This is a genomic window from Kitasatospora paranensis (assembly GCF_039544005.1).
Lineage (GTDB): Bacteria > Actinomycetota > Actinomycetes > Streptomycetales > Streptomycetaceae > Kitasatospora > Kitasatospora paranensis.
This window is the reverse complement of sequence record NZ_BAABKV010000001.1, coordinates 8,360,878-8,385,851: the sequence shown is the minus strand read 5'-3', so window position 1 is coordinate 8,385,851 and position 24,974 is coordinate 8,360,878. Positions and strand designations below refer to the sequence as shown.

Annotated in this window: 19 protein-coding genes and 4 pseudogenes; 11 read left to right on the top strand and 12 right to left on the bottom strand. The window is 71.5% G+C overall.

Going from position 1 to position 24,974, the window contains the following annotated elements; translation table 11 throughout:
* Window positions 1-206 precede the first annotated feature (206 nt).
* On the bottom strand, window positions 207-1,448 hold the full coding sequence (locus ABEB13_RS39980) for an AAA family ATPase (RefSeq protein WP_345709478.1): 1,242 nt from the start codon (window positions 1,446-1,448) through the stop codon (window positions 207-209).
* A gap of 357 nt (window positions 1,449-1,805) precedes the next feature.
* Here ABEB13_RS39980 and ABEB13_RS39975 point away from each other — a divergent pair, with 357 nt between their 5' ends.
* Window positions 1,806-2,435 (top strand): HEAT repeat domain-containing protein, encoded by a 630-nt coding sequence (locus tag ABEB13_RS39975; protein ID WP_345703697.1) that lies wholly within the window; start codon window positions 1,806-1,808, stop codon window positions 2,433-2,435.
* Window positions 2,436-2,480: 45 nt separating this feature from the next.
* Window positions 2,481-3,209 (top strand): hypothetical protein, encoded by a 729-nt coding sequence (locus ABEB13_RS39970; RefSeq protein WP_345703698.1) that lies wholly within the window; start codon window positions 2,481-2,483, stop codon window positions 3,207-3,209.
* A gap of 60 nt (window positions 3,210-3,269) precedes the next feature.
* On the opposite strand, the gene ABEB13_RS39965 is transcribed toward ABEB13_RS39970, so the two are convergent.
* The 3 genes from ABEB13_RS39965 to ABEB13_RS39955 all read right to left on the bottom strand — a co-directional run bounded on the left by ABEB13_RS39965 (window position 3,270) and on the right by ABEB13_RS39955 (window position 5,401).
* Complete coding sequence (locus ABEB13_RS39965; protein ID WP_345703699.1) at window positions 3,270-3,578, bottom strand: DciA family protein; 309 nt, start codon at window positions 3,576-3,578, stop codon at window positions 3,270-3,272.
* 117 nt (window positions 3,579-3,695) lie between these two features.
* Window positions 3,696-3,992: a hypothetical protein gene (locus tag ABEB13_RS39960; protein WP_345703700.1), complete on the bottom strand. Its 297-nt coding sequence runs from the start codon at window positions 3,990-3,992 to the stop codon at window positions 3,696-3,698.
* A gap of 818 nt (window positions 3,993-4,810) precedes the next feature.
* Window positions 4,811-5,401 carry a hypothetical protein gene (locus ABEB13_RS39955; RefSeq protein WP_345703701.1) on the bottom strand — a complete coding sequence of 197 codons (591 nt, stop codon included), beginning with the start codon at window positions 5,399-5,401 and terminating at the stop codon, window positions 4,811-4,813.
* Window positions 5,402-6,631: 1,230 nt separating this feature from the next.
* On the opposite strand from ABEB13_RS39955, the gene ABEB13_RS39950 reads away from it, so the two are divergent.
* From ABEB13_RS39950 to ABEB13_RS39915, 8 genes and pseudogenes are all read left to right on the top strand, one after another.
* Window positions 6,632-7,816: a PP2C family protein-serine/threonine phosphatase gene (locus tag ABEB13_RS39950; protein WP_345709483.1), complete on the top strand. Its 1,185-nt coding sequence runs from the start codon at window positions 6,632-6,634 to the stop codon at window positions 7,814-7,816.
* Between the two features lie 245 nt (window positions 7,817-8,061).
* A pseudogene (locus ABEB13_RS39945) lies at window positions 8,062-9,671 on the top strand (PP2C family protein-serine/threonine phosphatase).
* A 158-nt stretch (window positions 9,672-9,829) separates the two neighbouring features.
* Window positions 9,830-10,838 (top strand): annotated as a pseudogene (locus ABEB13_RS39940) (cobalamin B12-binding domain-containing protein).
* Window positions 10,835-11,245 (top strand): STAS domain-containing protein, encoded by a 411-nt coding sequence (locus ABEB13_RS39935; RefSeq protein ID WP_345703702.1) that lies wholly within the window; start codon window positions 10,835-10,837, stop codon window positions 11,243-11,245. The pseudogene ABEB13_RS39940 and the gene ABEB13_RS39935 overlap by 4 nt, the downstream one beginning before the upstream one ends.
* A 49-nt stretch (window positions 11,246-11,294) precedes the next feature.
* Window positions 11,295-11,801: a MarR family winged helix-turn-helix transcriptional regulator gene (locus tag ABEB13_RS39930; protein WP_345709477.1), complete on the top strand. Its 507-nt coding sequence runs from the start codon at window positions 11,295-11,297 to the stop codon at window positions 11,799-11,801.
* Between the two features lie 668 nt (window positions 11,802-12,469).
* The gene (locus ABEB13_RS39925; RefSeq protein ID WP_345703704.1) at window positions 12,470-12,703 is read left to right on the top strand and encodes a WhiB family transcriptional regulator; all 234 of its coding nucleotides are present in this window, start codon (window positions 12,470-12,472) and stop codon (window positions 12,701-12,703) included.
* Between the two features lie 21 nt (window positions 12,704-12,724).
* The gene (locus tag ABEB13_RS39920) at window positions 12,725-13,303 is read left to right on the top strand and encodes an NUDIX domain-containing protein (RefSeq protein ID WP_345703705.1); all 579 of its coding nucleotides are present in this window, start codon (window positions 12,725-12,727) and stop codon (window positions 13,301-13,303) included.
* Between the two features lie 999 nt (window positions 13,304-14,302).
* The gene (locus ABEB13_RS39915) at window positions 14,303-15,136 is read left to right on the top strand and encodes an ABC transporter substrate-binding protein (RefSeq protein WP_345703706.1); all 834 of its coding nucleotides are present in this window, start codon (window positions 14,303-14,305) and stop codon (window positions 15,134-15,136) included.
* A 670-nt stretch (window positions 15,137-15,806) separates the two neighbouring features.
* Here the strand turns inward: ABEB13_RS39915 and ABEB13_RS39910 are convergent.
* From ABEB13_RS39910 to ABEB13_RS39870, 8 genes and pseudogenes are all read right to left on the bottom strand, one after another.
* On the bottom strand, window positions 15,807-16,100 hold the full coding sequence (locus ABEB13_RS39910) for a hypothetical protein (protein WP_345709484.1): 294 nt from the start codon (window positions 16,098-16,100) through the stop codon (window positions 15,807-15,809).
* A 919-nt stretch (window positions 16,101-17,019) separates the two neighbouring features.
* A complete protein-coding gene (locus ABEB13_RS39900; RefSeq protein WP_345709476.1) occupies window positions 17,020-18,357 on the bottom strand; it encodes a threonine/serine exporter family protein in 1,338 nt (445 codons plus the stop codon).
* 47 nt (window positions 18,358-18,404) lie between these two features.
* Complete coding sequence (locus ABEB13_RS39895; protein ID WP_345703708.1) at window positions 18,405-19,061, bottom strand: MarC family protein; 657 nt, start codon at window positions 19,059-19,061, stop codon at window positions 18,405-18,407.
* Window positions 19,062-19,089: 28 nt separating this feature from the next.
* Window positions 19,090-20,345: pseudogene (locus ABEB13_RS39890) on the bottom strand (arginine deiminase).
* A 57-nt stretch (window positions 20,346-20,402) separates the two neighbouring features.
* Window positions 20,403-20,645 carry a hypothetical protein gene (locus ABEB13_RS39885; RefSeq protein ID WP_345709475.1) on the bottom strand — a complete coding sequence of 81 codons (243 nt, stop codon included), beginning with the start codon at window positions 20,643-20,645 and terminating at the stop codon, window positions 20,403-20,405.
* Window positions 20,627-21,502 carry a baeRF2 domain-containing protein gene (locus ABEB13_RS39880; protein ID WP_345703710.1) on the bottom strand — a complete coding sequence of 292 codons (876 nt, stop codon included), beginning with the start codon at window positions 21,500-21,502 and terminating at the stop codon, window positions 20,627-20,629. The genes ABEB13_RS39885 and ABEB13_RS39880 overlap by 19 nt, the downstream gene beginning before the upstream one ends.
* 255 nt (window positions 21,503-21,757) lie before the next feature.
* A complete protein-coding gene (locus tag ABEB13_RS39875) occupies window positions 21,758-22,162 on the bottom strand; it encodes a TspO/MBR family protein (protein WP_345709991.1) in 405 nt (134 codons plus the stop codon).
* A gap of 227 nt (window positions 22,163-22,389) precedes the next feature.
* Entirely contained in the window at window positions 22,390-22,797 is a 408-nt protein-coding gene (locus tag ABEB13_RS39870) for an ArsR/SmtB family transcription factor (protein WP_345703711.1), read from the bottom strand.
* Window positions 22,798-22,938: 141 nt separating this feature from the next.
* On the opposite strand from ABEB13_RS39870, the pseudogene ABEB13_RS39865 reads away from it, so the two are divergent.
* Window positions 22,939-24,893: pseudogene (locus tag ABEB13_RS39865) on the top strand (heavy metal translocating P-type ATPase).
* Window positions 24,894-24,974 lie beyond the last annotated feature (81 nt).

The window sequence follows — 24,974 nt, the reverse complement described above, 5'->3', positions numbered from 1 at the left end:
CGCAACGCGGCCAGAGATGCCTCTGGCAGGACGGCATCGGCCGGCCAGTCGGCGGCGACGGTGTCCTCGGGTACAGGTACGGGCTCTGGTGGATCGATCATGTTCTCCTGCCTTCCTCGGGCCGTTGGCACCACCGCGCGGTGGCCATCCGGCGTTCCGGTGCCGGCCAGCTGTCGCTGCCGGTTTCGTCACGGGGGCGGCGGCCGTCACACCGGTCCGGTGAGGCGGGCGCAGACTCTCTCCAGGAGCGGGCGGTCGACCACCGCGCGGGCCTGGCCGTAGACCTCCGCAGTCAGATGCGAGGTGACCTTCGCCCAGGTCCGGAAATTGCCGTGCCCGACGTGCTCCTCCACCCACGCCATGTCCACGGGTGCCACCTGTCCCCACAGCGGGTGGAACGCCTCCATCACCGGCCTGACCGCGGCCTGGCCCAGGCGCGGCACCAGCTCCCAGGTCAGCACCCGTGATGCCAGCGCCGGCACCCTGCGCAGGGCGCGCTCGGCCCCCGCGCCAGCGAGGAGCAGCGCGACGTCCGTGTCCGGGTGGTCCCACAACTGCCGCAGGAACTCCAGCGCCGGAACAGGCAGACGCTGCGCCTCGTCCAGGACCAGGACCCTGGGCTGGCGCAGCGCGTCCAGGAGCATCAGGTCCGCCGCGCCGGTGGCGTGCGGCAGCCGTTTCAGCTCCAGGGCGTCGGCCAGCACCCGGCGCAGTTCCGGCACCGATGGGTGCACCCCGACATGGACCCGGCGGACCCGGACCGGTTCCGGCAGCTGGGACAGGGCGTACTGCAGGGCCACCGTCTTGCCGTGGCCGGCATCCCCGTACAGGCACGCCACCGCACCCACCGCCGTAGCGTGCGCGACGCACTGCACCACCGAGGCGACCGAGGGGGTGGCAACGACCCGCGCGCCGGGCACCAGAACCGGCACCTTGGCCAGGCGGGTCTGCTCGCGCAGGAACACCCGACCGCCCAGACCCGCGCCGCTGACCGTGCCCAGGCCCAACTCGCTCAGCGGATCCGGGCGCAGCGGCTCGGCAAGACTCGGTTCCCGCTCGACGACCAGCAACCGCCCCGCCAGGCGGTCACGGCGCACCACCCGGTGCAACGTTCCCAAAGTCGGCACGGCGGTGCTCGAGCCGGCGGCGGCAGCGAGCATACGGCGCCGCAGTTCCGCGACGTTCCCGCCCACTTCCGCCAGCAGTGCCCATGTCTCGTCCGGCATTGCGTAGCCCTGGCGCGCAGGCTTCCTGACGACCTCACCAGTTGCCTTCGCTTCCGCCAGCCACCGCCACACCGTGCGCACCGACACACCCACCGTGTCAGCCACCGCCCGCACATGCAACGACGTCAACTCCCCGGCCACCTGCCGCTCCACCAGACGCCGTACCACCAACGCACGCGGCAGCACCCGCCCCGAACGTCCACCGGCGCCGTCATCTCCCATACCGGGGATCAAACCCGCACACCACCAGCACCGGCATCAGATCTGTCGAACCCATGACAGCACTACCGGCGGTGCGATAAAGCCCCACGACAGCAAACCCAACCGCCAACCTCTCGCCACGTGACAGTCAGCCCGCCAGCCGCTCACCCACACCAAAGACACCTTGACCAGCAGAAGCCTGGCCCTCATGCCCTACAGCACAACCGACTCTCATCACCACTGACACCACGCTGAGAAATCGCATGCCACTCGATCCTGATCAGTGGCAGGGGCTTCCGGCGCCGTGGAGCCGCGAACTGCCGTGTCAGCGCGGGGGCCTACCGTTGCCGGCATGGAACCGACCGGACGGGATTCGAGATGGCACTGACCTTGGACGAAGCCGTGGCGCAGCTCGGCCACCGGCTTTCCCCCAAGCGGCGTTCAGCTGCTGCACGCCTGCGCCGGCTTGCCGATCCCGCTGCGGGTCCGTCGCTGCTGGACGCCCTCCAGCGGGAGGTCCGCGACACCCGTACATGGGAAACCCAATACCAGATGGTCATGGCCCTCGGGGCATGTGGCCACCGGCCTGCCCTCGGTCTGATCCGGGAACTCGCCCAGCGCCCCTTCGAGGCGACCATGGTGTACGTCGCGCTCGGCGATGCCATCATCCGGCTGAGCACTCCACAGGACACGGCCCATCCCCTGCGATGGTGCCTGGAGGCCGGTACCCCGATGCTTGCCGACGGTGCCCTGCGCGCCGTCGCCATGCAGCGACTCCCCCTGGACACGGCCACGATCGACTACGTCCTCGACTTCCTCGACCCTCTGGCCCCCCACGACGGCGCCCGGTTCCGGGCCGCTGCCGCCGCAGCGGGATGGACCGGTTCCCGGGTCGGGGAGTTCCTCCAGGGATGCGCCGCCGGCCCCGGGCCGACGTGGCCGGCGCAGCCGCCTCGTCCCTGCAGGGCAAGTACCAGACCTACTCCGTCTTGTAGAGACCCGCCCTGAAGGAAATTCAGCGGTCGAGATCGCTTGTCGAACGGTCAGGATCACATGTCGCAGGACAAGGACCAGGCGCTGCGCCGCGAACGCGAGCTCGCCGAGCAGGAAGCCGAACGGCAGTACCAGGCCGCGCAGGCCGCCGAACTCGCCGTCGCCAGGAGCTGGTGGACCCGCCTCACCCCGGCCCAGCGGGAGGGACTGGCCGCCGCGGTGAACCGGCAGGCCTGGAAGGAGATGACCGCCCGGGCCGGGACCGCACTCGGCGAGATCGCGCCGCAGTTCGCCTACGGCTGGCCCGCCCGGACCGCCGGCAGCCGGCGCGGCATCTACGGCATCGTCCGGCCCTGCCCCGCGCTCGTCGCCCACTGCCCCAGCTGCTCACCATGCGGGTCTTCGCACGAAACGCCCGGGAAGCGCGCGAGCTGGCCGCGGCCAGCCTCGACCCCGCACGCATCACCCACGTCGACCTCGCCGACCACGAGCAGGACACCCTCTGCTGACCCGTCCGCACCGGCCCGCAGCGGCCGGGCGGGCCTCGCCCCCAAAGCCGGACGCCGCGCCGCACCCGAGGACGGTCGGATGGTGGGCTACTCGTGGGCCGTGGTCAACGGCAACCGCGAAGGTCGCTCGCACGACAGCCGGGGAAAGAGCGCCGACGACGACCGGAGCGGGATCCGGGCCGTGGTCGAGGCGATCGTCCGGGCCTTCGACGAACGAGGGGATGCGCCGGCCGGCGGCGGCCGTCCGTCACCCGACTCGGGCCGGGGGCGGCGCGGGTGACCGCGTTCTGAATGCCGGGTGGGCCGGGACGGCTCGCCGTCCCGGCCCACCCTGGGTGTCTCACCGCGCCCGGCACCGGTGGTATTGCGCCCCGGTGCCCGGCGGCACGCCGGGCACCGGGGCCTGCTGCCAGGGGTCGGCGGCCAGCGCCGCGACCACAGCTCCGGACGGCAGCCTGCGGCCGGCCACGGCCAGCAACTGCGGTGCCAGGACAGCGGCCTGCAGTCGCCAGGCCGCGGAGCGGCAGGCGACCTGCAGCACGTCGTGCTCATCGATGCCGAACGGCCGGACATTGCGCGCCACCTCCACCCCCACGGCGCCTGTCCACCACGACAGGTCACCGAAGCACCCGGGTCGCTTCAGGGACATCGCAGGTCCTCTCTCACCGGGCGCCCATCGTGGCGCCTGTGGCCGGACAACGCCGCACTCCCGGTCGGCGTCGCGGGCGCCGGTATCGCGGCGAGCCGATGCCCGGCCGGACGGGATTCAGCGCAGAACGGCAGTGCGGGAAGCCAGGGCCGCCCGCAGCCGACCGCGCAACCGCGGCAACGGATCCCGCGATCCCAGGAGGGCGAGGAACTCCGCGGTGTCCCAAGTGGTGAGCGACCCCGTCCGAGCCTGGTACCAGCCAAGACGCTCAATGCGGTAGACGTCGTCGTAGTCCAGGAGCAGGTAGCCGGCGAGCTGGTGGATGTCCCTCCCCGGAAGCTTGTCCGGGGAGGTCGTCGCCTTGACGTCGACGAGAGTGCGGTAGGCGATCCAATCGGCGTCCGCGCCTCCCACATCGGCGCTGCCGCGAAAGTCGGAGCGAGGACGACCTGGTCGGGTGCAGTCGCCGCGCGCAGCGCCTCCAGGCCCCGTGGCAGGCCCGTTCCACCATCGCAGCGATGTCCCGCACCTCATGGTCGGGCACGGCCCGCATCAAGGTCTCCAGGGTGAGAGAACCGTCGGCCTCGGCCAGCGGCATGGCGGGCCAGACCCTTCCGGTGCGGAAGACCTCCTCGAACAGTGCCGCGGCCCAGGCGAGGCGCGCGAGGCGATCCTCCGTCTCGGACGCCCGGGCGACGGGCAGTACGCGGCCGTCGAGCCGCTCGCGAGCAATGAGGTCGTCGATCGTGTCGAGCAGTTCAGCGCCGACCAGCCTCAAGACGGGGGCGTATTCGGCCGAGATCGCAATCCCCGCCTCCACCGAGCGGCCGCGCGGCTGAACCGAGCGCAGCGACCAGCGCAGGCGACGGTCGATCGCCGCGCCGATGGTGCCCCACCGCGGCGCGCTCCCGACTGGCGGCGCGGGCCGCTGGGCCGGAAGACGGGGGGACAGAGCCGCCCGGTAAGAGGCCCGCAGCGCGCGGAGGGCAGGGAACTCGTCGTCGAAGAAGGCCCGCAGGGCGGAGCTCTTGTCGTCGAGAAGGCCGGTCGGGTTCACGGTGGTTCCTCGTTCGAACGGCGGTCGGTGACGGATCCGGTTCTCGGTTCACAACAACAGGGTGTGTATCAACCCGGCAGAGGGGTTTCAGGGCGCGGGCCGGGGCCCGGCCCGCGAGGGAACGTCGGCGCCGCCACAGCGGACGCCGCCCCGAGGCGCTGCAGGCCGGCCGCTGTCACCCTCCGAACTCCTCGGCCTCCCCGACGGCCGGCCCCTGTGCGTCGAGCTTGAGCAGGCGCGAGGCGATAGCCCCCTCGTAGCGGCCGAACTCCTCGGCGAGTTCGGCCAATGACACCCCGTTGGCGCAGCGGTCGAGGAGGTCCGCGTCCTCCTCCGCCGTCCAGCGCTTGTAGGCGTTGGGGTGTTCGCGGCGCTTCTCCTCCACCGTGTAGGCCTTGGGAGGCTCGGGCAGGGCGGGGCGGGGAGCCGGTACCAGGTCGTCGGGGCGGGCGGCCAGGCGAAGGGAGTGAAGCTTCCAGCGGACCGAGTTCTCGGAGCGTCCGAGGTGCTGCGCAATGTCGGCCGGATCGCTGCCCTCACCGTGGAGGGCAGCCAGGCGGTCCTCCTCCTCGCCACTCCACAGTTCCCCGGTGCGAGGAGGCCGGTGGGGTGTCCGCGGACCCGTTGCGGTCACCCTGTCGCCTGTGCCGCCCGGACCTGCGGCAGCTGTCAGCAGGCGAGCGATCAGCGGGAGGTCAGCGGTGACGACGTCGCCCCGCAGTTCCGCAACGACCTCCCCGTCCGTGTCGCAGCCGATGATGCTCACCCGTCCTCGCCCCGGAGATTCCGAGTCGTACGAGAGCTCGTAACGGCGAGCTCCGTCAGTGGTCTGGGCGGTGATGGTCCGCCGCGTCGTCTCCGCGACGATCCACTGCGCCATCGGCCGGGGAGGCTCCCCCAGCAGCGGACCGGCAGCCACCCCGCCCGGTCCTGCGCCAGCATTCGAAGGCATTGTTCCTGCGAGTCCTTTCCAATCGGTGCAGAGGGACTGGCCCGCCGAAGCGACGCGTGCCCCGCGGGTCACGTCAAGCTGCCCCCGCACACACAGCAGAGATGATTGGCCATCAAAAAACTTGTACAGAAGGACTGTTAGCCATGAGGCGGCTTCCTTCTGGGTTCGAACCGTAGCAGCGGGCGCGAGACAACAGGGCGGGAACCAAACCAACCCGGAAACACACGCTCGCCACTGTCACAAGCACGCGCTAGCCTCGAGCCGCCGGCTCCCTTGTCCATGGCATCCGGCCGCGAAATAACTGCCCGGGACAGGCGGGTACCTGGCCAGTACCGAACCGCACGCCCGCAAGCCGGCATGCCCCGGCTCGTCCGGGGTGCACGGAGTGACGGCCGCATCCGGGCCGGCCCCGCCGGCGGCGTGGAGCGCGGGAACGGCCGGCCACCGAAACCGATCGGCCCGGCTCACACCGGCCGGCCCTGAGCCGGAAAAAATCGCTCCCGGACAGCGCGCGGCTCGCCGGGCACGGCGTGGAGTGGCGTGCGTGGTGCCGTGGGATTCCCGGGACGCCCACGCGGATCCCGGGCATCGACGAGGTCGGCGGTTCCGGGCCGGTCGGGCCGCCCTCGTGGACGAAGGCCCGACCGGGACAGCAACCCTCCGGACTCGATGGCGGGGCCGGACGTTCCCGCCGGACTCACCGAAACGAGCCGACCGCGGGCCCCGACCCCCCGGCCCCCCGCCCCCGGCCCCCGGCCCCGCTGCAGAGCCCGGAGTTCACAGTCTCCCGGCCCTGCGCGGCGTCCGTTCCGGCAGCGACGGCTCCGTCCGCGCCCGCTGCTCATCGGTCGGCGTTGCGCATCGGCCAACGATCGGATGATTCGCGGGAAGTGGCCCGGCGCACGTGGGTCGGCCGGGCGCGGGGCCTCGCGCATGTGACACTCCCGGATGGGATTTCGTGCCGTTCGGCCGGTCGGCCGGTCGGCTGGTCGATGTCGCAGTCGTTTTGATGGAGATTCGCGGAAGAAGGCGGTTGTGGTGTCCATGGACAGACCTCGTTCGGTCGAGCGGTCTCTGCGCGAGGCCGCGCCCCACGAGATTTTCGACGTGGTCCGCTCCGCGATCGTGCGCCGCCATCGTGCCTCGGCGGTGGACCTGCTGCTGGTCGACTACGCCATGACGAGGTTGCAGCCCGTCGGGGTGCTGCCGCACACCCGTCCGCCGGTATCGGTGAACGACAGTGCTCCGGGCCGTGCGTTCGGCGCCCAGGAACCGCATTGCGTGCATGACCGATCGGCGTCCGAGGTGACGGTGTACCTGCCGGTCAGTGTCCGGGGCGACCGGCTGGGTGTCCTCGGCGTCACCCTGCCGGGGGACGGCGAGCCGGCCGCCGCCGTGCTGGCGGACCTGCAGGAGTGCGCCGACGCGCTGGCGCACGAGGTGGTGGTCGCGGAGCGGGACACGGATCTCTTCCTGCAGGCGCGTCGGGCGGAGCGGCTGACACTGGCCGCCGAGATGCAGTGGCAGTTGCTGCCCGGGCGCTCCTGTTCCCGGCCGGAGTACAGCCTGGGCGCCCAGTTGGAGCCCGCCTACGCGATCTTCGGTGACTGCTTCGACTGGTCGGCGTCGGCCGACGACCTGTATGTGACCGTGAGCAACGGCATGGGCGAGGGCATCGACGCCGCGTTGCTGACGAACCTCGCCATCAACGCCCTGCGCAATGCCCGCCGCGCCGGCCTGAGCCTGAGCGATCAGGCCTATCTCGCCGATCAGGCCGTGTACGGACAGCACGGGGGAAGCCAGTACGTGTCGGCACTGTTGTTCCGTTTCCATCTTCCGACCGGACAGGTGGAGATTGTCGATGCCGGCTCCCCGAAGGTCTGGCGTGTGCGCAGCGGGGTGATCGAGCCGATCGAGCTGGAGGCGCAGATGCCCCTGGGCATGTACGAGGACACTTCCTACCTGCCGCAGCACTTGCGGGTCGAACCCGGAGACCGCCTGCTCTTCATCAGCGACGGCGTCTTCGACGCGCTGTCGCCGGGCGGTGAGAAGTACAGCCTCCGCGCGCTGGCCGCCTCGATCAGCGGCACCCGTCTCCTGCCCGCCTCGCAGGTGCCGAGAGTGATGCTGCAGGAGCTGACGGGCCACCGCGGGTCCGGCCCGGCGGCGGACGACTCCCTGGTGATGTGCCTGGACTGGCACGGCCCCACCGCCGACCGCGACCGCTGACCTCGAAATCACCCGGGGGTGTGGTCCTCATGTGGAGAAACGGCAGCTCCTTTGCGAGAAGCCCGCACGGGGCAGGGAGCAGGTTGCCAATCAGGGGCAGCACCGGAGATGGTTGCCTCCAGGCAAACATCTAGGTGATGAGGTGAGGGATTCGCCCAGCGAATCCTCGATATTTGGTTTCCACTCAAGCGCGCACTCCTTCGGACGCGGGACCGGACCTCGACTGGGTGGGGGCCCCGTACCCGGTGCTGGTCGCCGATGCCCGGGGCGCTGTGGTGCACTGCAATGACGCCGCAGGTCTTCTCCTGCCCGCCGCGGCGCCCGGGGCACCTCTGGCGGACGTGGCCCCGGCCTGGCTCTGTGCCGCGCACGCCGCGCTGGGCTCCCCCGGTCCGCACGCCGCGCCGGGCTCCCCCGGTCCGCACGCGGCCCCGGACACCGAAGAGCCGCCGCGCGGAGGCATCGGCGGACGGCGTTTCCGGGCGCACCCCAGTGTGCGGGGCGACGGCCGGGTGGCGTGGTGGCTGGTGGACGACACCGACCACCAGCTCGTGCGGGAGGCTCTGCGCATGGAGCAGGAGCGGGCCGCGTTCCTCGCGAAGGCGTCCAGTGTCCTGCTCTCCTCCCTCAACCTGGGACGCTGCATGGACGTGGCCGCGCAGATGGCCGCCGAAAGCCTCGCGGACGCCGCGCTGGCCGTCGCGGCGGTTCCCGGGCGCCGGATGCCGGTGGTGACCTGCCTGCGCGGCGGCACTCCCACCCAGTCCACCGTGACGGTGGACCCCGACGACGTACCGGGTCTGGGCGAGGCGCTGCGCGGATTCCCGCCGGTGCCCTCGCGGTGGATCGACCCGTCCACGGCTCCCGAGTGGATGCTGCCCCAGGGGCTGGGGCCGGTCGGCTCGATCGTGATCACCCCGCTGCCCGGGCACGGTGTGCCGGCCGGAGCGCTCATCCTGCTGCGCAAGGCGGAAACCGCAACCTTCAGCGACGAGGAGGAGGTCTTCTGCCGGCTGTTCGCCGCCCGTGCCGGGGCCGCGATGTCGGCCGCCCGCCTGTACGCGGAGCAGAGCGCGATCACCGACGTGCTGATGCGTGAGCTCATGCCGCCGGTCCTGCACCAGATCTCCGGGGTGGACTTCGCCGGCCGCTACCGGCCGTCCGCGGACCACGAACGCATCGGGGGCGACTTCTACGACGTGCACCCCGCGGCCGTCGAGGGCGAGGCCTCCCTGGTCTCCCTCGGGGACGTGTGCGGCAAGGGCCTGGAAGCCGCCGTACTGACGGGCAAGATCCGTAACACCCTGCACGCCCTGCTGCCCCTGTCCGGCGACCACCAGCGGATGCTCAACCTGCTGAACACGGCGCTGCTCAGCTCCCACCACACCCGCTTCGCCACCATGGTCCTGGCCTCCGCCGTACGACGCGGGAACATGGTGGACCTCACTCTCACCAGCGGCGGCCACCCCAGCCCGCTGATCATCCGCGCGAACGGCACCGTCGAGGAAGCCGACACCCACGGCACCCTGATCGGAGCCATCCCGAACATCTCCGCCACCACCGCCGCCGTCTCCCTGGCGCCCGGCGAGTCGTGCGTCCTCTACACCGACGGCATCACCGAAGCCAAGGGCGGGCCGCTGGGCGGCGATCTGTTCGGTGAGGAACGCCTCAAGCGCGCCCTGTCCGGATGCGCGGGCATGCCCGCCGAGGGGATCGCGGAACACGTACAGATGCTGGCCGCCCAATGGCTCGGCAACCGTCCCCACGACGACATGGCCGTCGTCGTGATCTCCGCCCCCGCACCCACCACCTCAGCGCGGTGAACGGACACACCCGAGGCAGGTTCACCGCATGAGCACGTCCTCCCCGCCCCGTCCTCCCCACGCCGGCCACGCGAAAGAGCCCGCCGAGCAGGTGCGGCACCCCGGCCACGCGAAAGAGCCCGCCGAGCAGGTGCGGCACCCCGGCCACGCGAAAGAGCCCGCCGAGCAGGTGTGGCACGCCGTCTCGGCCATGGACGAGTACGCGGCCACCGAACTCGTACTGCGCATGCTGGACGAGGGAACCGCCCCGGAGGACGTCCTGCTCGATGTGATCGCCGTGGTGCAGAGCCGCGTCGGTGAGGAATGGGCGGCCGACCGGATCAGCGTCGCCCAGGAACACGCGGCGACCGCCATCAACGACCGTGCCGTCACCGCGGTGAGCATGCACCCCACCGCCCGCACCACCGCCACCCGGGGCCGGATCACGGTGGCCTGCGTGGACGGCGAATGGCACGCCCTGCCGGCCCGCCTGCTCGCAGAGGTCCTGAAACTGCGGGGCTGGCACGTCGACTACCTGGGCGCCCAGGTACCCACCCCGCATCTCATCGCCCACCTCCACCACACCCGAGCGGACGCGGTCGCGCTCTCCGGCTCCATCGCCACCAGGCTGCCGACCGCGCACGCGGCGATCACCGCCTGCCAGGCCGTCGGGGTCCCCGTCATCGTCGGCGGTGCCGCCTTCGGCCCCCGGGGCCGGTACGCGCGACTGCTGGGCGCCGACGCCTGGGCACCGGAGGCCCGCGCCGCCGCCGACCACCTCGCCAGAAGTCCGCTGCCGCGACCGCAACCCGACCACCAGCAATTCGACGACCTGCCGCACCTGGCCGACCAGGAATACACCACGGTCGCCCGTCACAGCGCCACCCTCGTGGGGACCGTCCTCACCGCGTTGCAGGACACCGTCCCCGCCCTGCGCGCCCACAACGACGCCCAGCGTGAACGCACCGCAGAAGACCTCGCGCACATCGTGGAGTTCCTCGCCACCGCCCTCTACCTCGACGACGACGAACTCTTCACCCGGTTCATCACCTGGACCGCGCAGATCCTCGCGGCACGAGGCGTACCCCCACAGCCTGCCCCCCGCCCTGGATCTCCTCGCCCGTGAACTCCACGACTTCCCCCGGGCCACCCGCATCCTCAAGGCCGCCACGCACACCCTCACCACCGCCCACCCCACCGCCGCCGGGAACACCGCATGACCACACACCCCCGCCACCTGCAGCTGACCACGGTCGACACCCAGGACAGCATCCGCATGGAGCTCCACGGCGACCTCGACCACACCAGCGCCGACCTCCTCCTCGACGAGGTCACCGCGCAACTCGCGCGGCGGACCGCCCTGACCGACCTGCATCTGCACTGCGCGGACCTCGGCACGGTCGACCCCATGGGCCTGTCGGCCCTGCTGATGATCGGCCGCCGCACCACCGCGGCAGGCGTACGTCTGCACCTGGACGACAGACCTGCCAAGCTGGACCGGCTCCTGGACCTCACCGGAACCCGCGAACACCTCACTCATCCCCACCCCATCGGTGCCGCAAAAACCCCGGCGACCCAGGACAGCGCCCTACCGGCCCGCCCCACCGGACCGGACGGAACCACCTGAACCACTGCCGGCCCTCCACCTGGCACAAGCACCCACCGACGGGGAAACCGTGACCGCACCAGACGCCACCCCCCACACCACCTGGCACGAAGCAACCCGGTCCGCCAGCACCATCACCGAACTCCTCGACGTCATGTGGGAGCACGCCAGACACTCCACCACCGGCACCACCGCCCCCAGCTCCACCTCCCAGCTGCGCCTGATGTACGTCGTCGACCGCGAAAACGGCATACGGATGCGCACCGTATGCCAACGCCTCGCCTCCGCTCCCCCGACGGTGACCCGCATGTGCGACCGGCTGCAGGCCATCGGCTTCCTCCAACGACTGCCCTGCCCCGACGACGGCCGCGAGATCACCCTGCAACTCACCCGCGCCGGCAAAGAACACCTGCAACGCATCCGCGAACAACGCGACACCATGCTCCACCAGGCCATCAACAGCATGCCCCCCACCGAACGCCGTGCCCTGGCCACCGGACTCACAGCCCTCCGGACACACCTGGACACCACCCCCGGCGAGAGACACCAAACACCCCACAACCACTCCGCAGCCTGACCGACACCACCGCGACACCCCCACGGACGACAACCAGCCGACCACCCGGCCCGTACCACCCCCAACAGCCACCCATGCCGTTCAACAGCCACCCGACATGACCACCACCCACCAACACCGGACAACACAGCCCGACCAACCACGCCGACCAGACCAGCCCGACCAACCACGCCGACCAGACCAGCAGAACACCACCCACACCCACACACCCAGAACCCCCCGGCTGCGCTCCACGATCAGCGCAGCCGAGCCGCGAGGGCTTCCTGGGACGGCTCGAGACCGGCGATCATCCCGAACGAGCCCGCGCCCGGCGGCCCGGGGCGACGCGTCGAGGCGGCCGTGGCGGCCGGACACCCCCTGCACACCGCTGTCGTCGGAGGCCCCCACTACCGGACTTCCCGATCCTCGCCGCGCCCGCCACGAGGACGACGGCCTGCCCCCTGCGCAGGCCCTCCAGCAACGTACGCAAGGCGCTCCCATGCCCGACGAACACGAAGCGGGCCGCGTTCGGACGCGTGGGGCAGCGGCGGGCGACCGGATGGCACAGACGATGCGCGAATGATGCAAGTGGAATCGGCCGTGACCGGCCAGTGATGCTTCCACCATTCCCATGAACGCTCCGCTCCCGGCCCCGCCCGTGGGCGGCACGCAGCGGAAGGCATCGATCCATGTGCGGCGACCCGAACCGGACCGGCAACCACCCCGTGCCGCACTCTCCCGGGAACAGCAACCCTCTCCCGCACTGGCGGCAGGCGGCCGCCTGCGTCTCCGAGGATCCGGAACTGTTCTTCCCCATCAGCAATGAGAGACCCGGGATCACACAGACCCGGCGCGCCAAAGCCGTCTGCGCCCACTGCCCGGTCATAGCGACATGCGCGGAAACAGCGATGACCACGGGCTAGGCCCACGGGGTGTGGGGCGGCATGGACGAACGGGAGAGGCGGCGGCAGCGGGCCGGGGAGGACGGCGGCCGGGAAACCGGCGGCCGCGGCACCCTGTCGCCCACCGTTGTCCGGGCCGCGCGGCAGGACGTGGCCGCGGCTGCAGTCCGGCTCCCCGGCGCCGCCGGATGGCTGGACGGAGCCGGGACCGCCGAGCACAGCGGTCCGTTGGTGGCCGAGGTCTGGGTCTTCGATGTCCGGGGCCGCAGGATCCTGCTGGAGGAACACCCGTGGCGTGGGCTTGTGCCGCCGGGCGGGAAGGTCGATGCCGGCGAGACGCCGCGCCGGGCGGCGGCCAGGGAGCTTCTCGAGGAGACGGGTCTGTCCGCCGTGCTGCTGAACAGGCCGGCGATGGCTTTCGTGCGGCGCTTCCGTGCGGACTCGGCGGCGACCACGCTCGGCCTGTCGTACGCGGCGGTCGTCGACCCGCGGCAGCCCCTGCGGTGCGAGCCCGGTCAGCCCGCCGCCTGGTTCGCTCTCGACAGCGCCTGGGCGTCCGCCTTTCCGGAGGACCGGGACCGCATGCGCCGCTTCTTCGGCTCCCTGGCGACGGCCCGGTGACGCGCCGCCGGATCGCTCTGACAGCGGGTCCTCCGTGGTGGCCGGGTCGCTGGATCGCTCATGGGGAGCGGTGGGTGGGGGTGAGTTCCTGATGGCTTGTGGGATGTGATGGAGCCGTCCGGCCGGCTGCTCGGGTGCGGCCGCACGGTGGTGGGACGGCGAACCTGGACGACGAGGCGGTGTTCGCCGCGGTCGTCCATGTGCTGACGACCGGTTGCGCGTGGTGTCGGCTGCCACCGTGCTTCGGCTGTCGAGGTCGACGGCTCTGCCACCGGAAGCAACTCATCTGTGCGGTCCGTTCACATGGTGCCGCGAAGCAGCACTCCCCCAGGGGCACGCCCGGCACGTTCCAGGACAGCTCGTCGGACCCCTGCCCCTGAGCCGACAAGGACGCGCCGGCCACCCGGCCTCGAGGAGCGGCTTGCACCGCCCCCTTCGCCAACCCGCCCACCCACTCCCCCGCCTACTGACGCATCGCGGTGCCGGCCCGAGATCGGAGAGGATCTCGAAGCCCGACCGACAGCCCCCGGCCTGCGCCCCTGCCGAGGATCGCCGCTTCGGCTACTCGATGGCCTTGACGTGACCGATCGCCAGAACCGGCACGCTGCGCGCAGGAGCGCACCTAGCCGCCCTTGGCGAGAGTGGGGCGCCGCAGCGGATCGTGTTCATCCCTGCGTTGAACGCTTCCCGGGACATGGGCGGCACGGGCATCGCCTCCGCAGGGCCCCTCCGTACCGACGCCGACCGCACGTTGCCGGAATGTAATCTTCAATACATTCACGTCCGACTTGGACTGCCTGTAATTTCTGTTCACGCCGGCTCGTCGCGCTCGCCGCTCACCTCCTGCAGCTCTGGAAGGCCCCCATGCCCGCGAACCGCTCGACCATGACCAGAATCGCCGTGATCACGGCCACCGCAGCCCTCTGCAGCCCGCTCCTCAGCGCATGCGAAAGCACTGCGAGAACCGGCTCGGACCCAGCTCCCGCATCATCTGCCCCCGTGTCCGTCCAGGGCATCGCGATCAGCGCCTCGCCCGAGCTCGCCGCCAAGCTGCCGGCCGACATCAGGAAGGCGGCCGTCATCCGGGTGGCCTCGGACATCCCCTACCCGCCGTTCGAGATGTACGAGAGCGAGGGCAGCAAGAAGATCGTCGGCATCGACGTCGATCTCGGCGCCGCCGTCGGAGCCCGCCTCGGCATCAGGTTCGACTTCCAGGCCCAGAAGTTCGACGGGATCCTCCCGGCGATCCAGGCCGGGAAATTCGACGCTGTCATGTCGGCCATGACCGACAAGAAGGAACGCGAGAAGGCCGTGGACTTCGTCGACTACATCAACGCCGGCCCTGGATGGCTCGTCAAGAAGGGCAACCCGGACGGGATCAAGGTCGTCACCGACGTGTGCGGCAAGGCCGTCTCGGTGCAGACCGGCACCAACCACCAGAAGATCCTCGACCAGCGCCAGGAGCTCTGCAAGTCCCAGGGCAAGCCTCCGATCACCGTGATGGCCTTCCCGAAGGACTCCGAGGCGCAGCTCGCCCTGCGCAGCGGGAAGGTGGTGGCGGACTTCCTCGACGAGGTGACGGCGGTCTACGTTTCCGAGACCGCGGAGGGAGGCACCGTCTTCGACGCCGTGACCGGCCGGGAGGCGGTCGGCGAGACCAGCGCCTCCCCCATCGGAATCGGCGTCTCGAAGAGTGCCTCCGGCCTCAAGGAGGCCGTCCAGGGCGCCTTGCAGTCCCTGATGGACGACGGCACATACGGCAAGATCTTGGCCGCCCGGCATCTGCCCGGCATCGCGATCGCGCAGGCGACGATCAACGGCGCCCTGGACTGATCCAACGCACGGGTCGAAGCGTGAGCCGGCACGCATCCGGAGAGCTGTCGGGTGCTGAGCCGAGATACACGCCCTGCTCGCGCGCCACCGCTTCTCGGTCCCCGACCGGCCCGGGATCCGGCTGCGGACCCCGGCGGACCCGATCGCCTGCGCGCAGCCGAAGGCCTCGTCCTGCGGCTGCGCGCCACCGAGGTCCCGGTCCGTGGCCCGGCCGCCCACCGTGGCGGGTGACGGGCGTTCGTGTCCGGTATGAACAAGCAGAACGCCCATGGGGGACGAGGAAGGCCGGACCCTGCGGACCGGGGCGCAGCACGATGCCCCGGCGCCGAGGGCAGCGACGCCCTCTTCCGCCAGTTCTCCGGCATCCAAGTCCTCCTTGATGAGGGCTGCTTTGCTCTTCATCGGGATCACCCGGGCCAGGCCGTCACGCCACCGCGAAAGGCGAACAAGCTCCCCGCCGAGCAACACCGCACCCCCACCGCGGACACCCACACCGAGAGCCGCGCCCTCTCCCATCGGCTCACCGGCACCGACTTCTTCACCCTCTCCTGCGAGGCCCTGAGGGCGAAGCGGGTGCGGCATGACCGCTCGGCCGACGGGGGCTCTCCTCTCGGCACCGGAAGGCCCCCGTCTTCAGCTCGGCCGGACGGAACGCGTGCAATCCGACGCGCTAGGACGACGTCCGGAACGGCTTGGGTGCGCTTGCCGAGCCGGGAATCTGATCCGACGGGCTCGAAGAGTTGGGCGAACGTTCCTCGTAGGTGGCAAGGGCCAGGCCCAGCGCGAAGAAGGTCGGCGCCCACTCGCCGATGAAGATGCCCCAACGGTCGGCGCGCTCGAGCCCAGCCTGTTCGGCCTTCAGCGAAGTCATCCAACTGAGCAGCGAAAGGCCGATCGACCCAAAAGCAGCCGCGTACGCGTGCTCGCTGGCCACTCCGGCGTCGTGCAGCTTGCGGACGATCATCATGATTGCAACTCCTCGTGGAGGGGACTGTGCTCCCACTCTTTGCGCGTCCGGCGGGTGGCGCCGGTTGCACTGCTTACGCAGCGAAGAGGCAGGTGCCCACAGTTGCGCCGGCCCACAAACGAACCATGGCGCGAGAACGCCGCACCACAACCGGGGTAGCCCTGGGCCGGAAACTCGCGCGGACACCCGTGAGCGCGCCGCCGCCCAGGCAGCTGCTCGGCGAAGTCGCCGACGCGCCAACTGCCGGAGCTCACTGGAGGCGACCGCGGGGGCAACGGCACACATCGACACCACCGAGGTGGCCGTCGTGAAGGACTCTCGGGCCAGTTCGCCGGCCCGGCGGGTCGCCGGCCGGGCTTCTCGGCCAGACCGCCCGGCTGGAGGTCCGTCCCCATCCATCCGGGACGGGTCGCGTCGATCAGCACGACGCGTTGACCGCCGACCTCCTGCGGGACCTGCGCACCGCGCGGCCCCACCCAGTGGTCTCCCTGACGATGCCCACCAACCGACGCGAACCGGACCACGCCCGGGACGCAGTGCGGCTACGCAACCTTCTCGCCGAAGCCGAGCGTCGGATCGAACCCTCAGCGTGACGGCAGAGTGTGCCCGTCCATTGATGGGCAACCGGGCAGGCATGAGCAGGCGGGGAGCGGGCACAGCGCCGGCGCGTTCGTGCGTCGCGGCCGCCGTCGCAGCCGTGCACGGAGCCGCACCGGGTCAGCTGTCACGCCCGGCTCAGCCCGCTCGAAGGCCGTGGAGGACCAGGGAAGGCACCGTGGCAACGCCCGCGCGCTGCTGATCAGTCGTTCCAGGCCTCGGGGTTCGGGAGGGCGGCAGCGTGGTCGTGGAGATGCGCGGCGCTTTCAGGTCTCCTGGAGCAGATCAGCGGAGCCAACTGGCCTGCCACGCCTGCCCGTCAGTATCCGCGGGTGCGTTCGGCGGCGAGGCGGTGCAGGGAGGGGACGCGGCGTAGTTGACGGGTGATTTCACCGCCGATGCTGACGCCGATGGCCAGCGCCAGGGCGATGGCTGCGGCACGGCTGAGGTCGCCGAGGCCGTCGGCGGGGCGTCCTTGGATGAAGGCGAGGACGCCGGTGTACGTGAGGGAGCCGGGCAGGAGGGGGCCGAGGGCCGCACTGATGTGCGGCAGGGGTTGCAGTTTCTGCTGGCGGGAGACGGTGTGGGCGAAGAGGGCGGCGGTGGCTGCGGCGATGCCGGTCGCGGCGATCGGGCTCATGTCCACTTGGCGGGTGAGGACGCCGAACACGGTCCAGGCGACGGCACCGTTGAGTGTGACGAACAGCAGCGTGTGGCGGGGGGTCTGCAGGAGAACGGCGAGGGAGATGGTGAGACCCGCGGCGGCGAGCAGCTGCAGCGCGGGCGCGGAGCTGCGTACCAGGGGGTCTTCGGGGCGCAGGTGTGCGCCGAGGAGTTGGCCGATGGGCAGGACGGCGAGGACACCGAGGATGACGCCGGTGATGAGGTAGAGGAGTTCGACCAGGCGGGCGGCCGCGGTGAGATAGAAGCCGGTGAGGCCGTCCTGGACGGCAGCAACCAGGGCGCGGCCGGGCAGGAGGGCGAAGAGGCCGCCGGTGATGACCTGGGATCCGCGCAGGCCGGCGCCGGCCAGGGCGAGGACGACACCGACGACGGAGGCGGGGGCGGCCGCGACGGCGTACTGGTAGAACTCCGGCACGCCGCGGTCGTAGAACATGCCGGCGAGGCGGTCGCCGATGAAGGAGGCGACGAAGGCAGCCGAGAAGGTGAGCGCGGCCTTGGTGTCGGCGCTGCCGCCGACCAGGACGGTGGCGCTGGCCGCGAGCGAACCCGCGACCAGGGAGATCAGCCAGCCGGGGTACGGAGGGCTGCGGCGGCGGATCGCGGCCAGCCGCCGGCGGGCCTGCTCCAGGCCGAGGCGGCCTTCGGCAACCTGCGTCACGAATGTGTAGGTCGCCGACAGTCGCGTGTAGTTGGGAGCGCGCCGCCACACGGTGCGGTCCAGGATCATCGCGCCGTGGTCCGCCGAAGGGCGGTGGCTGATGGAGATCATGGTGAACGTGACCTGCGGCTCGCCGTCCAGGCCGTAGGTGCGGGCGACTGTGCGCATCGCGGCCTCGACGTCCTCGGTGCCCTGGCCGTCGGCGAGCAGCAGCTCGCCCGCGTCCAGGGCCAGGCCCAGGACGCGGGCTGACCGCCGCTGCCGGTCCGGCTCGGTCGCGTGCCGACCGGCGGCATGGGACCGGTTGCGAAGCATGTGCAGGCGGCGGTGCCTGCCGGGGTGGAGGGTTGTTGAGGGCACGGTCACAGGGAGTTCAGGACGTCGTCGACCAGGCGGGTGCCGCCGCTGGCGATCAGGGTGACCGCGATGGCGGTGAGCAGGATCCCGGCGACCCGGTCCAGGATGGCCGCGGTGCTCGGGGAGACGCGGCGCACGAGGTGGCCGGAGAGGTAGAGGGTGATGCCGGTGACCGCGGCGTAGGCCAGGCCCGCGACGGTCATGGCGATGCCGGCCTTCCAGCCGGACACATCCGCGCGGTAGGCGACGAAGAAGCCGAAGGTGGTGCCGCCGAAGGTGAGCGGGAACGTGAGCGGGGTGAACACGATGGACCGCCACGGCGCTTTCGGGCCTCTGGCCGCCGCCGTGTCGTCGGGGGCCCGCGGGGAGGATCCGGAGCCGGTCATCATCGGCACGGCGGCCAGGATCAGCGCGATGCCACCCGTGGCCGAGAGCGCGGCGGTGCTGATTCCGAGCAGTTCCAGCAGTGGCTCCCCCACCCACAGCGCCAGCAGCATGAGGATGGTGACGTTGCGGAACAGGCCGAACGACAGTTGGCGCTGTTCCTTCGGGGTGTAGCCCTCCATGTAGGGCAGGTAGGAGGAGAGGGCGGCGATCGGGCTGTAGAGCGCGAACAGGGCCAGGAACAGCAGTAGGGCGTGGCCCCAGTGGAACTCCGACACGGGTGCCTCCCGGGTGTGAGGGTGCGCGTCAGTAGTCGACGGGGTCGCGGGTGAGGGGGCAGGTCATGCAGTGTCCGCCGCCGCGGCCGCGCCCGAGCTCGGCGCCGACGATGGTGATCACCTCGACGCCGGCCTTGCGCAGCAGGGTGTTGGTCTGGGTGTTGCGGTCGTAGGTGAAGACGACGCCGGGTTCGACGGCGACGGCGTTGTTGCCGCTGTCCCACTGCTGGCGCTCGGAGGCATAGACGTCGCCGCCGGTCTCGATCACGCGCAGACCGCCGCTGATGCCCAGGGCCTCGGCGACGATGTCGGTGAACGCCCGGTCGCCCTCGTCGGTCACCTCCACGCCTGGTGCCTTATCCACGGGGCGCAGCGAGAAGGTGTGCACCGCGTTCATGATGGCCGGGTGCTGGGTGACGATGTCGCGGTCGGCGAAGGTGAACACCGTGTCGAGGTGCATGGCGGCGCGCAGCCGGGGCATTCCGGCCACCACCACCTGCCGGGCGGCGCCCCGGGCGAAGAGTGCGGCGGCGACCTGGGTGATCGCCTGCCGGGAGGTGCGCTCGCTCATGCCCATCAGGACGACGCCGTTTCCGACCGGCATGATGTCGCCGCCCTCGAAGGTGGCCTGGCCCCACTCCCGCTCGGGGTCGCCCCACCAGACGGTGGAGGTGCGGTAGTCGGGGTGGAAGGAGTAGACCGCCTTCATCAGCAGGGTCTCGTCGTGGCGGGCCGGCCAGTAGAGCGGGTTGAGGGTGAGTCCGCCGTAGAGCCAGCAGGTGGTGTCGCGGGTGTAGAGGGTGTTCGGCAGCGGCGGCATCAGGTACTCGCGGGTGCCGGTCGCCTCCTGGCGAGGGCCAGGTGGCCGGTGCGGAAGTCCTCGGGCAGGTCCGTGGTGGCCAGGCCGCCGATCAGGTACTCCGCGAGTTCGCGCGGGGCCAGCGTCTCCAGGTACGCCCGGGTGCCGTCGATCAGACCGAGGCCGACCTCGTTGGCGGTGATCTTCCGGTCGAGCAGCCAGCCGCGGGCCTCGGGGAGGGCGACGGTCTGCGCGAGGAGGTCGTGCAGTTCGACCACCTCGACGCCGCGGGTGCGGAGCTTGTTGACGAAGTCGGCGTGGTCGCGCTGGGCGTTCTCCACCCACATCACGTCGTCGAACAGCAGGTCGTCGGAGTTGGTCGGGGTGAGCCGGCGATGGGCCAGGCCCGGCGCGCACACCAGGACCTTGCGCAGCCGGCCGACCTCCGAGTGGACACCGAACGGCACTGTTGTCGCATCAGTCATGATCATCCTCAGTCTCCAAGACGGTGTGCCGGCTGACTCGGGGAGCGGGTTCTGCGCTCATGCCGGGGCGAAACGCAGAACGGCCGCGCAGCCGTCGTCGGCCATGCCCTCGGGAATCTCCGAGAAGGAGGCGCCGCCCATCGTCGCGGCCCGCAGCAGTAGGGGTGCGGCCAGGGCCTGGACGGCGGCCGCAGCATTGTCGAGGGCCTCGGGTGCGCTGTCGACCAGCAGGGGGTTGGCGCCGGCCGACCACTTGAGCGGGTCGGCGGTGCGGTCCTCACTCAGCAGCAGCGTGGCCACCCGCCCTTCGGCCAGGGCCGTGCTGACGGCCGGCATGCCGTGCACCGCCATGCCCTGGGCCCGGGCGCTCTCGAACTCGGCCGCCGCGGCGGCGTGGCTGCGCTCGGACGCCGCTCGGAGTGCCTTGTCGACCGCCTCGCGCAGGACGGCGAGGGCGTCCTCTCCCCGCGGCCGCCCGGCACCTCGACCACCTCGGCGTGGCCCCGCCAGCCGGCGAGTTCCTCGCGCAGGATCGCGGTCGCCTTCGGGTCACCGCCCACGAAGACCAAGGCGGCACCGACCGCCTCGCACGCCTCGGCGATCTCGGTGGCGACACCGGCGGCGTTCCTGGTCCACACGTTGACGGTCCGGCGGTGGTAGGAGGCCATGTTCGCGCCGCCGGCCCGCACCCGGGTGATGTGCAGCGTGCTGCCACTGAAGGTGCGGCTGGTGGCCGGATCGAGGGCGCCTGCCGGGAAGGCGTCGACGTCCGCGCCCTCCCGATCGAGGGCAACCATCACGTAGGGAAGCTGGTGATCGAGGTCGAACGCTGTTTCCAGCGGATCGGCGACCGGACCCACGACAGCCCGGTCGCGGGCCGGCGGACGCGCGAGTGTGAACGCACCGAGCATCCGGCCGTCGGCAGCGAACAGAGACTCGCCCTGCGGACCCACCAAGTGCGGCGATCCCCCGACCGCACCGTCCAGCACCAGCAGGGTGGGCTCGTCCGCGCCCTGCTGCTCCAGATCCCGGCGCAGGGCACGCCAACCGGTCGCCACCCGGTGATCCGCGTCCTGGTCCTCCCGACTGGTGTCCAGATGCACCGACACAACGAGATCGGACGCGGTGTAGAGCGGACGGAAGAGGTCGAGATCCACGAGACCCTCCGGAGTCACAACGGCTGAGCAAGGCCGTCTCCACACGGAGCACTTGCCGCCTTATCGGACGATTTGCCCTTATTGTTGGCGGGCAGAATGGGGACCACCCCTCGCAGCGTTGCTGCACCGATGGGGCCGTGCGGGCGCAGCAGCCGACCGCGGCAATCCTGCTCGTACCGGCCGTCCGGGTGACCGGGCACGGCAGTGAGCGATCTGGCCGCACCACGTGGGCTCCACGGCGCACCGGAGGTGCGATCAGCCCAAGTTGCGGCGGGCGATGTCGGCATTGAGTGCGGTGGCGAAGGCGCACCAGGCGGCGTAGGGAGTCAGAGCGGCGGCGGTGGGGTTGGTACGGGCGGCGCGCCGGACAAGGTCGGCGTTGCTGAGGTCGAGCAGGGCACTGCCCGCCAGAGCGGCCGCCGGGCTGCGGCACTGGAAGCACAGCCAGTTCCAGGCAGCGTTGAGCGAGAGGTCGACACCGAGGGAGACCGCCAGAGCGCGCCGATCGCGGCCGGACGCGGCGGTCAGGGCCCGGCCCGCGGCCCAGGCGATGGAGGCGTACAGCAGAGTCCGCACGACGCCGAACGCCCAGGAGGGCGGCTGCCAGGGCGGCTTGGCAAGCGAACGGAGCTCGACGCCGTCGAGACCAAGTACGCCCAGCGCGGCAAGACGGTGGAGATCACGGGGCTCAACGACCCCAGCGCCGGCCTCCACGGCAGGCTCAGCGGCGACCTCGCCGGCAGCCACTGATCCTTGCCCCGCTCCGCAACGGTGGCCGCCCCGGCGTGACGGGGTGGCCACCGCCGTCTCGCGTCAACGTCGAGGACCCGGACCTCCGGCGCTCACGGCGACCACTGGTGGGACGACCGACGGCCCCGGGTGGCCGGTCAGGGCGCCGGCTGAGCCGCCAGGTCGTCCGCGAGGTCGGCGCCCTCGGCGCCGGCGGCGTCGCTGAGTCCGAGCCGCAGGTGCTCGGTGTGGTAGACGGCCTGGTCGAGGAGTTCGGCGACGTGGTTGTCGTACAGCGCGTAGACCACCGAGCGGCCCTGGCGGGTGCCGACGACCAGGCCGAGGTTGCGCAGGAGCCGCAGCTGGTGGGAGCAGGCGGACTGTTCCATGCCGACGGCGTAGGCGAGTTCGGTGGCTGCGCAGGGCCCTTCGCGCAGGCGGGCGAGGATCAGCAGCCGGGACGGCGTCGCGAGAGCCTGCAGGGTGGTCGCCACGCGGGCGGCATTGTCCGCGTCGAGGCGGATGCGCGGGGCGGTGTTCTTCTCGGAGGCGGCTCCATGACCCATGGGCCAATACTACAGATGACGCATGAAGGACTGTTCATACGTTCCTGTATGTTGGACGGAGTCGTCCGTTCTGCCCTGACCTGAGCGAAGGGTCCGCTTGCCATGCCTTCCTCCGCCCTGATCGAGCGGCCCGCGCCCGAGATGGCCGCCGCGTCCGCCGGCGCCGCCCCGCGGCGGCGCACGCGGATCGTGGCGCTGCCCGAGGCCCGCTGGGCGGCGGCCTCGACGGCGCTGTTCCTGATCGCGCTGCCGCTCCAGCTGACCGGCGCCCCGGCCTGGGTCTGGGGGCCGCTGTACGCCCTCGCGTACGCCACGGGTGGCTGGGAGCCTGCCTGGGCCGGGCTGCAGTCGCTGCGGGAGAAGACGCTGGACGTCGACCTGCTGATGATCGTCGCCGCCTTGGGCGCCGCCGCGGTCGGGCAGGTGATGGACGGCGCCCTGCTGATCGTCATCTTCGCCACCTCAGGCGCCCTGGAGGCGATCGCCACCGCCCGCACCGCGGACTCGGTGCACGGCCTGCTCGACCTCGCCCCCGCCACCGCCACCCGGTTGCTCGACGACGGCGCCGAGGAGACCGTGCCGACCGAGGCCCTCGAGGTTGGCGACACCGTACTGGTCCGCCCGGGCGAGCGGATCGGCGCCGACGGCCGTGTCCTGGACGGCGCGAGCGACGTCGGCCAGGCCACGATCACCGGCGAGCCCCTGCCCGTCGCCAAGGTCAGCGGGGACGAGGTGTTCGCCGGCACCCTGAACGGCACCGGCGCGCTGCGGATCAAGGTCGAGCGCGACGCCTCCGACTCGGTGATCGCCCGGATCGTGAAGATGGTCGAGGAAGCCTCCGGGACCAAGGCGCCGACCCAGCTGTTCATCGAGAAGGTCGAGCAGCGCTACTCGATCGGCATGGTCATCGCCACCCTCGCCGTCTTCGCGGTCCCGTTGGCGTTCGGCGCCGCGTTCACCGGATCGCTGCTGCGGGCGATGACCTTCATGATCGTCGCCTCCCCGTGCGCCGTGGTGCTCGCCACCATGCCGCCCCTGCTGTCCGCGATGGCCAACGCCGGACGCCACGGCGTCCTGGTGAAGTCCGCCGTCGTCATGGAGCAGCTCGGCCAGATCGACGCCGTCGCGCTCGACAAGACCGGCACCCTCACGGAGGGCACCCCCGCGTCACCGACATCCGCCCCCTCGCGGGCTCCGGCCTGACCGCGGAGGAGCTGCTGGCGCTGGCCGCGGCTGCAGAGCACCCCAGCGAGCATCCGCTCGCCCGCGCCGTTGTTGACGCCGCCCGCGCCGGCGGCCTGGCTCTCGCTGCGGCCGAGGACTTCGCCTCCGCGCCCGGCATCGGGGTGAGCGCCACCGTGAACGGCCGGGCCGTCGCGGTCGGCGCCCCCGCTCGGCTGCTGAACGACGCCGACGACGCGCTCTCCGTACGCGCCGCCGCTGTGACCGGCGAGTTGGAGGACGGCGGGCGTACCGCCGTCCTGGTCGAGGCCGACGGCGTGCCGGTCGGCGTGCTCGGCATCGCCGACCGCCTGCGTCCGGACGCCGCCGCCACCGTCACCGCGTTGACCGCCCTGACCGGTGCCGGGCCGATGCTGGTCACCGGTGACAACCCGCGCGCCGCCGCCCGCCTGGCCGCCGAGGTCGCAATCACCGACGTCCGCGCCGGACTGCTGCCCGAGGACAAGGTCACCGCCGTCAAGGAACAGGAACAGGCCGGGCGAAAGGTGTTGGTGATCGGCGACGGCGTCAACGACGCCCCCGCCCTGGCCGCCGCCCACACCGGCATCGCCATGGGCCGAGCCGGCTCCGACCTCGCGTTGGAGACCGCCGACGCCGTGATCGTGCGCGACGAACTCGCCACCGTCCCCGCCGTCGTCTCCCTCTCCCGCCGTGCCCGCTCCCTGGTGGTGCAGAACCTGGTGATCGCCTCGGTGTTCATCGCCGCCCTGGTGGTCTGGGACCTGGTCGCCACCCTGCCGCTGCCGCTCGGCGTCCTCGGTCACGAGGGCTCCACCGTCATCGTCGGCCTCAACGGCCTGCGCCTGCTGCGTGAGGCCGCCTGGACCCGGGCCCGCACCGAGGGCCACAAGTGAGCCGGCGCACTCGCGAGCCGGCCGCCGCCGCCTCCACCGCGGCGGCGGCGGCCCGCTGCACCGTCACCGTCTGCCGGGGCC

Excerpts from the sequence above, each read along its gene's own strand:
- ABEB13_RS39980 (WP_345709478.1), bottom strand. The coding sequence starts at position 1,448 with ATGGGAGATGACGGCGCCGGTGGACGTTCGGGGCGGGTGCTGCCGCGT.
- ABEB13_RS39975 (WP_345703697.1), top strand. The coding sequence starts at position 1,806 with ATGGCACTGACCTTGGACGAAGCCGTGGCGCAGCTCGGCCACCGGCTT.
- ABEB13_RS39970 (WP_345703698.1), top strand. The coding sequence starts at position 2,481 with ATGTCGCAGGACAAGGACCAGGCGCTGCGCCGCGAACGCGAGCTCGCC.
- ABEB13_RS39965 (WP_345703699.1), bottom strand. The coding sequence starts at position 3,578 with ATGTCCCTGAAGCGACCCGGGTGCTTCGGTGACCTGTCGTGGTGGACA.
- ABEB13_RS39950 (WP_345709483.1), top strand. The coding sequence starts at position 6,632 with ATGGACAGACCTCGTTCGGTCGAGCGGTCTCTGCGCGAGGCCGCGCCC.
- ABEB13_RS39935 (WP_345703702.1), top strand. The coding sequence starts at position 10,835 with ATGACCACACACCCCCGCCACCTGCAGCTGACCACGGTCGACACCCAG.
- ABEB13_RS39925 (WP_345703704.1), top strand. The coding sequence starts at position 12,470 with ATGTGCGGCGACCCGAACCGGACCGGCAACCACCCCGTGCCGCACTCT.
- ABEB13_RS39920 (WP_345703705.1), top strand. The coding sequence starts at position 12,725 with ATGGACGAACGGGAGAGGCGGCGGCAGCGGGCCGGGGAGGACGGCGGC.
- ABEB13_RS39910 (WP_345709484.1), bottom strand. The coding sequence starts at position 16,100 with ATGATCGTCCGCAAGCTGCACGACGCCGGAGTGGCCAGCGAGCACGCG.
- ABEB13_RS39900 (WP_345709476.1), bottom strand. The coding sequence starts at position 18,357 with ATGCTTCGCAACCGGTCCCATGCCGCCGGTCGGCACGCGACCGAGCCG.
- ABEB13_RS39870 (WP_345703711.1), bottom strand. The coding sequence starts at position 22,797 with ATGGGTCATGGAGCCGCCTCCGAGAAGAACACCGCCCCGCGCATCCGC.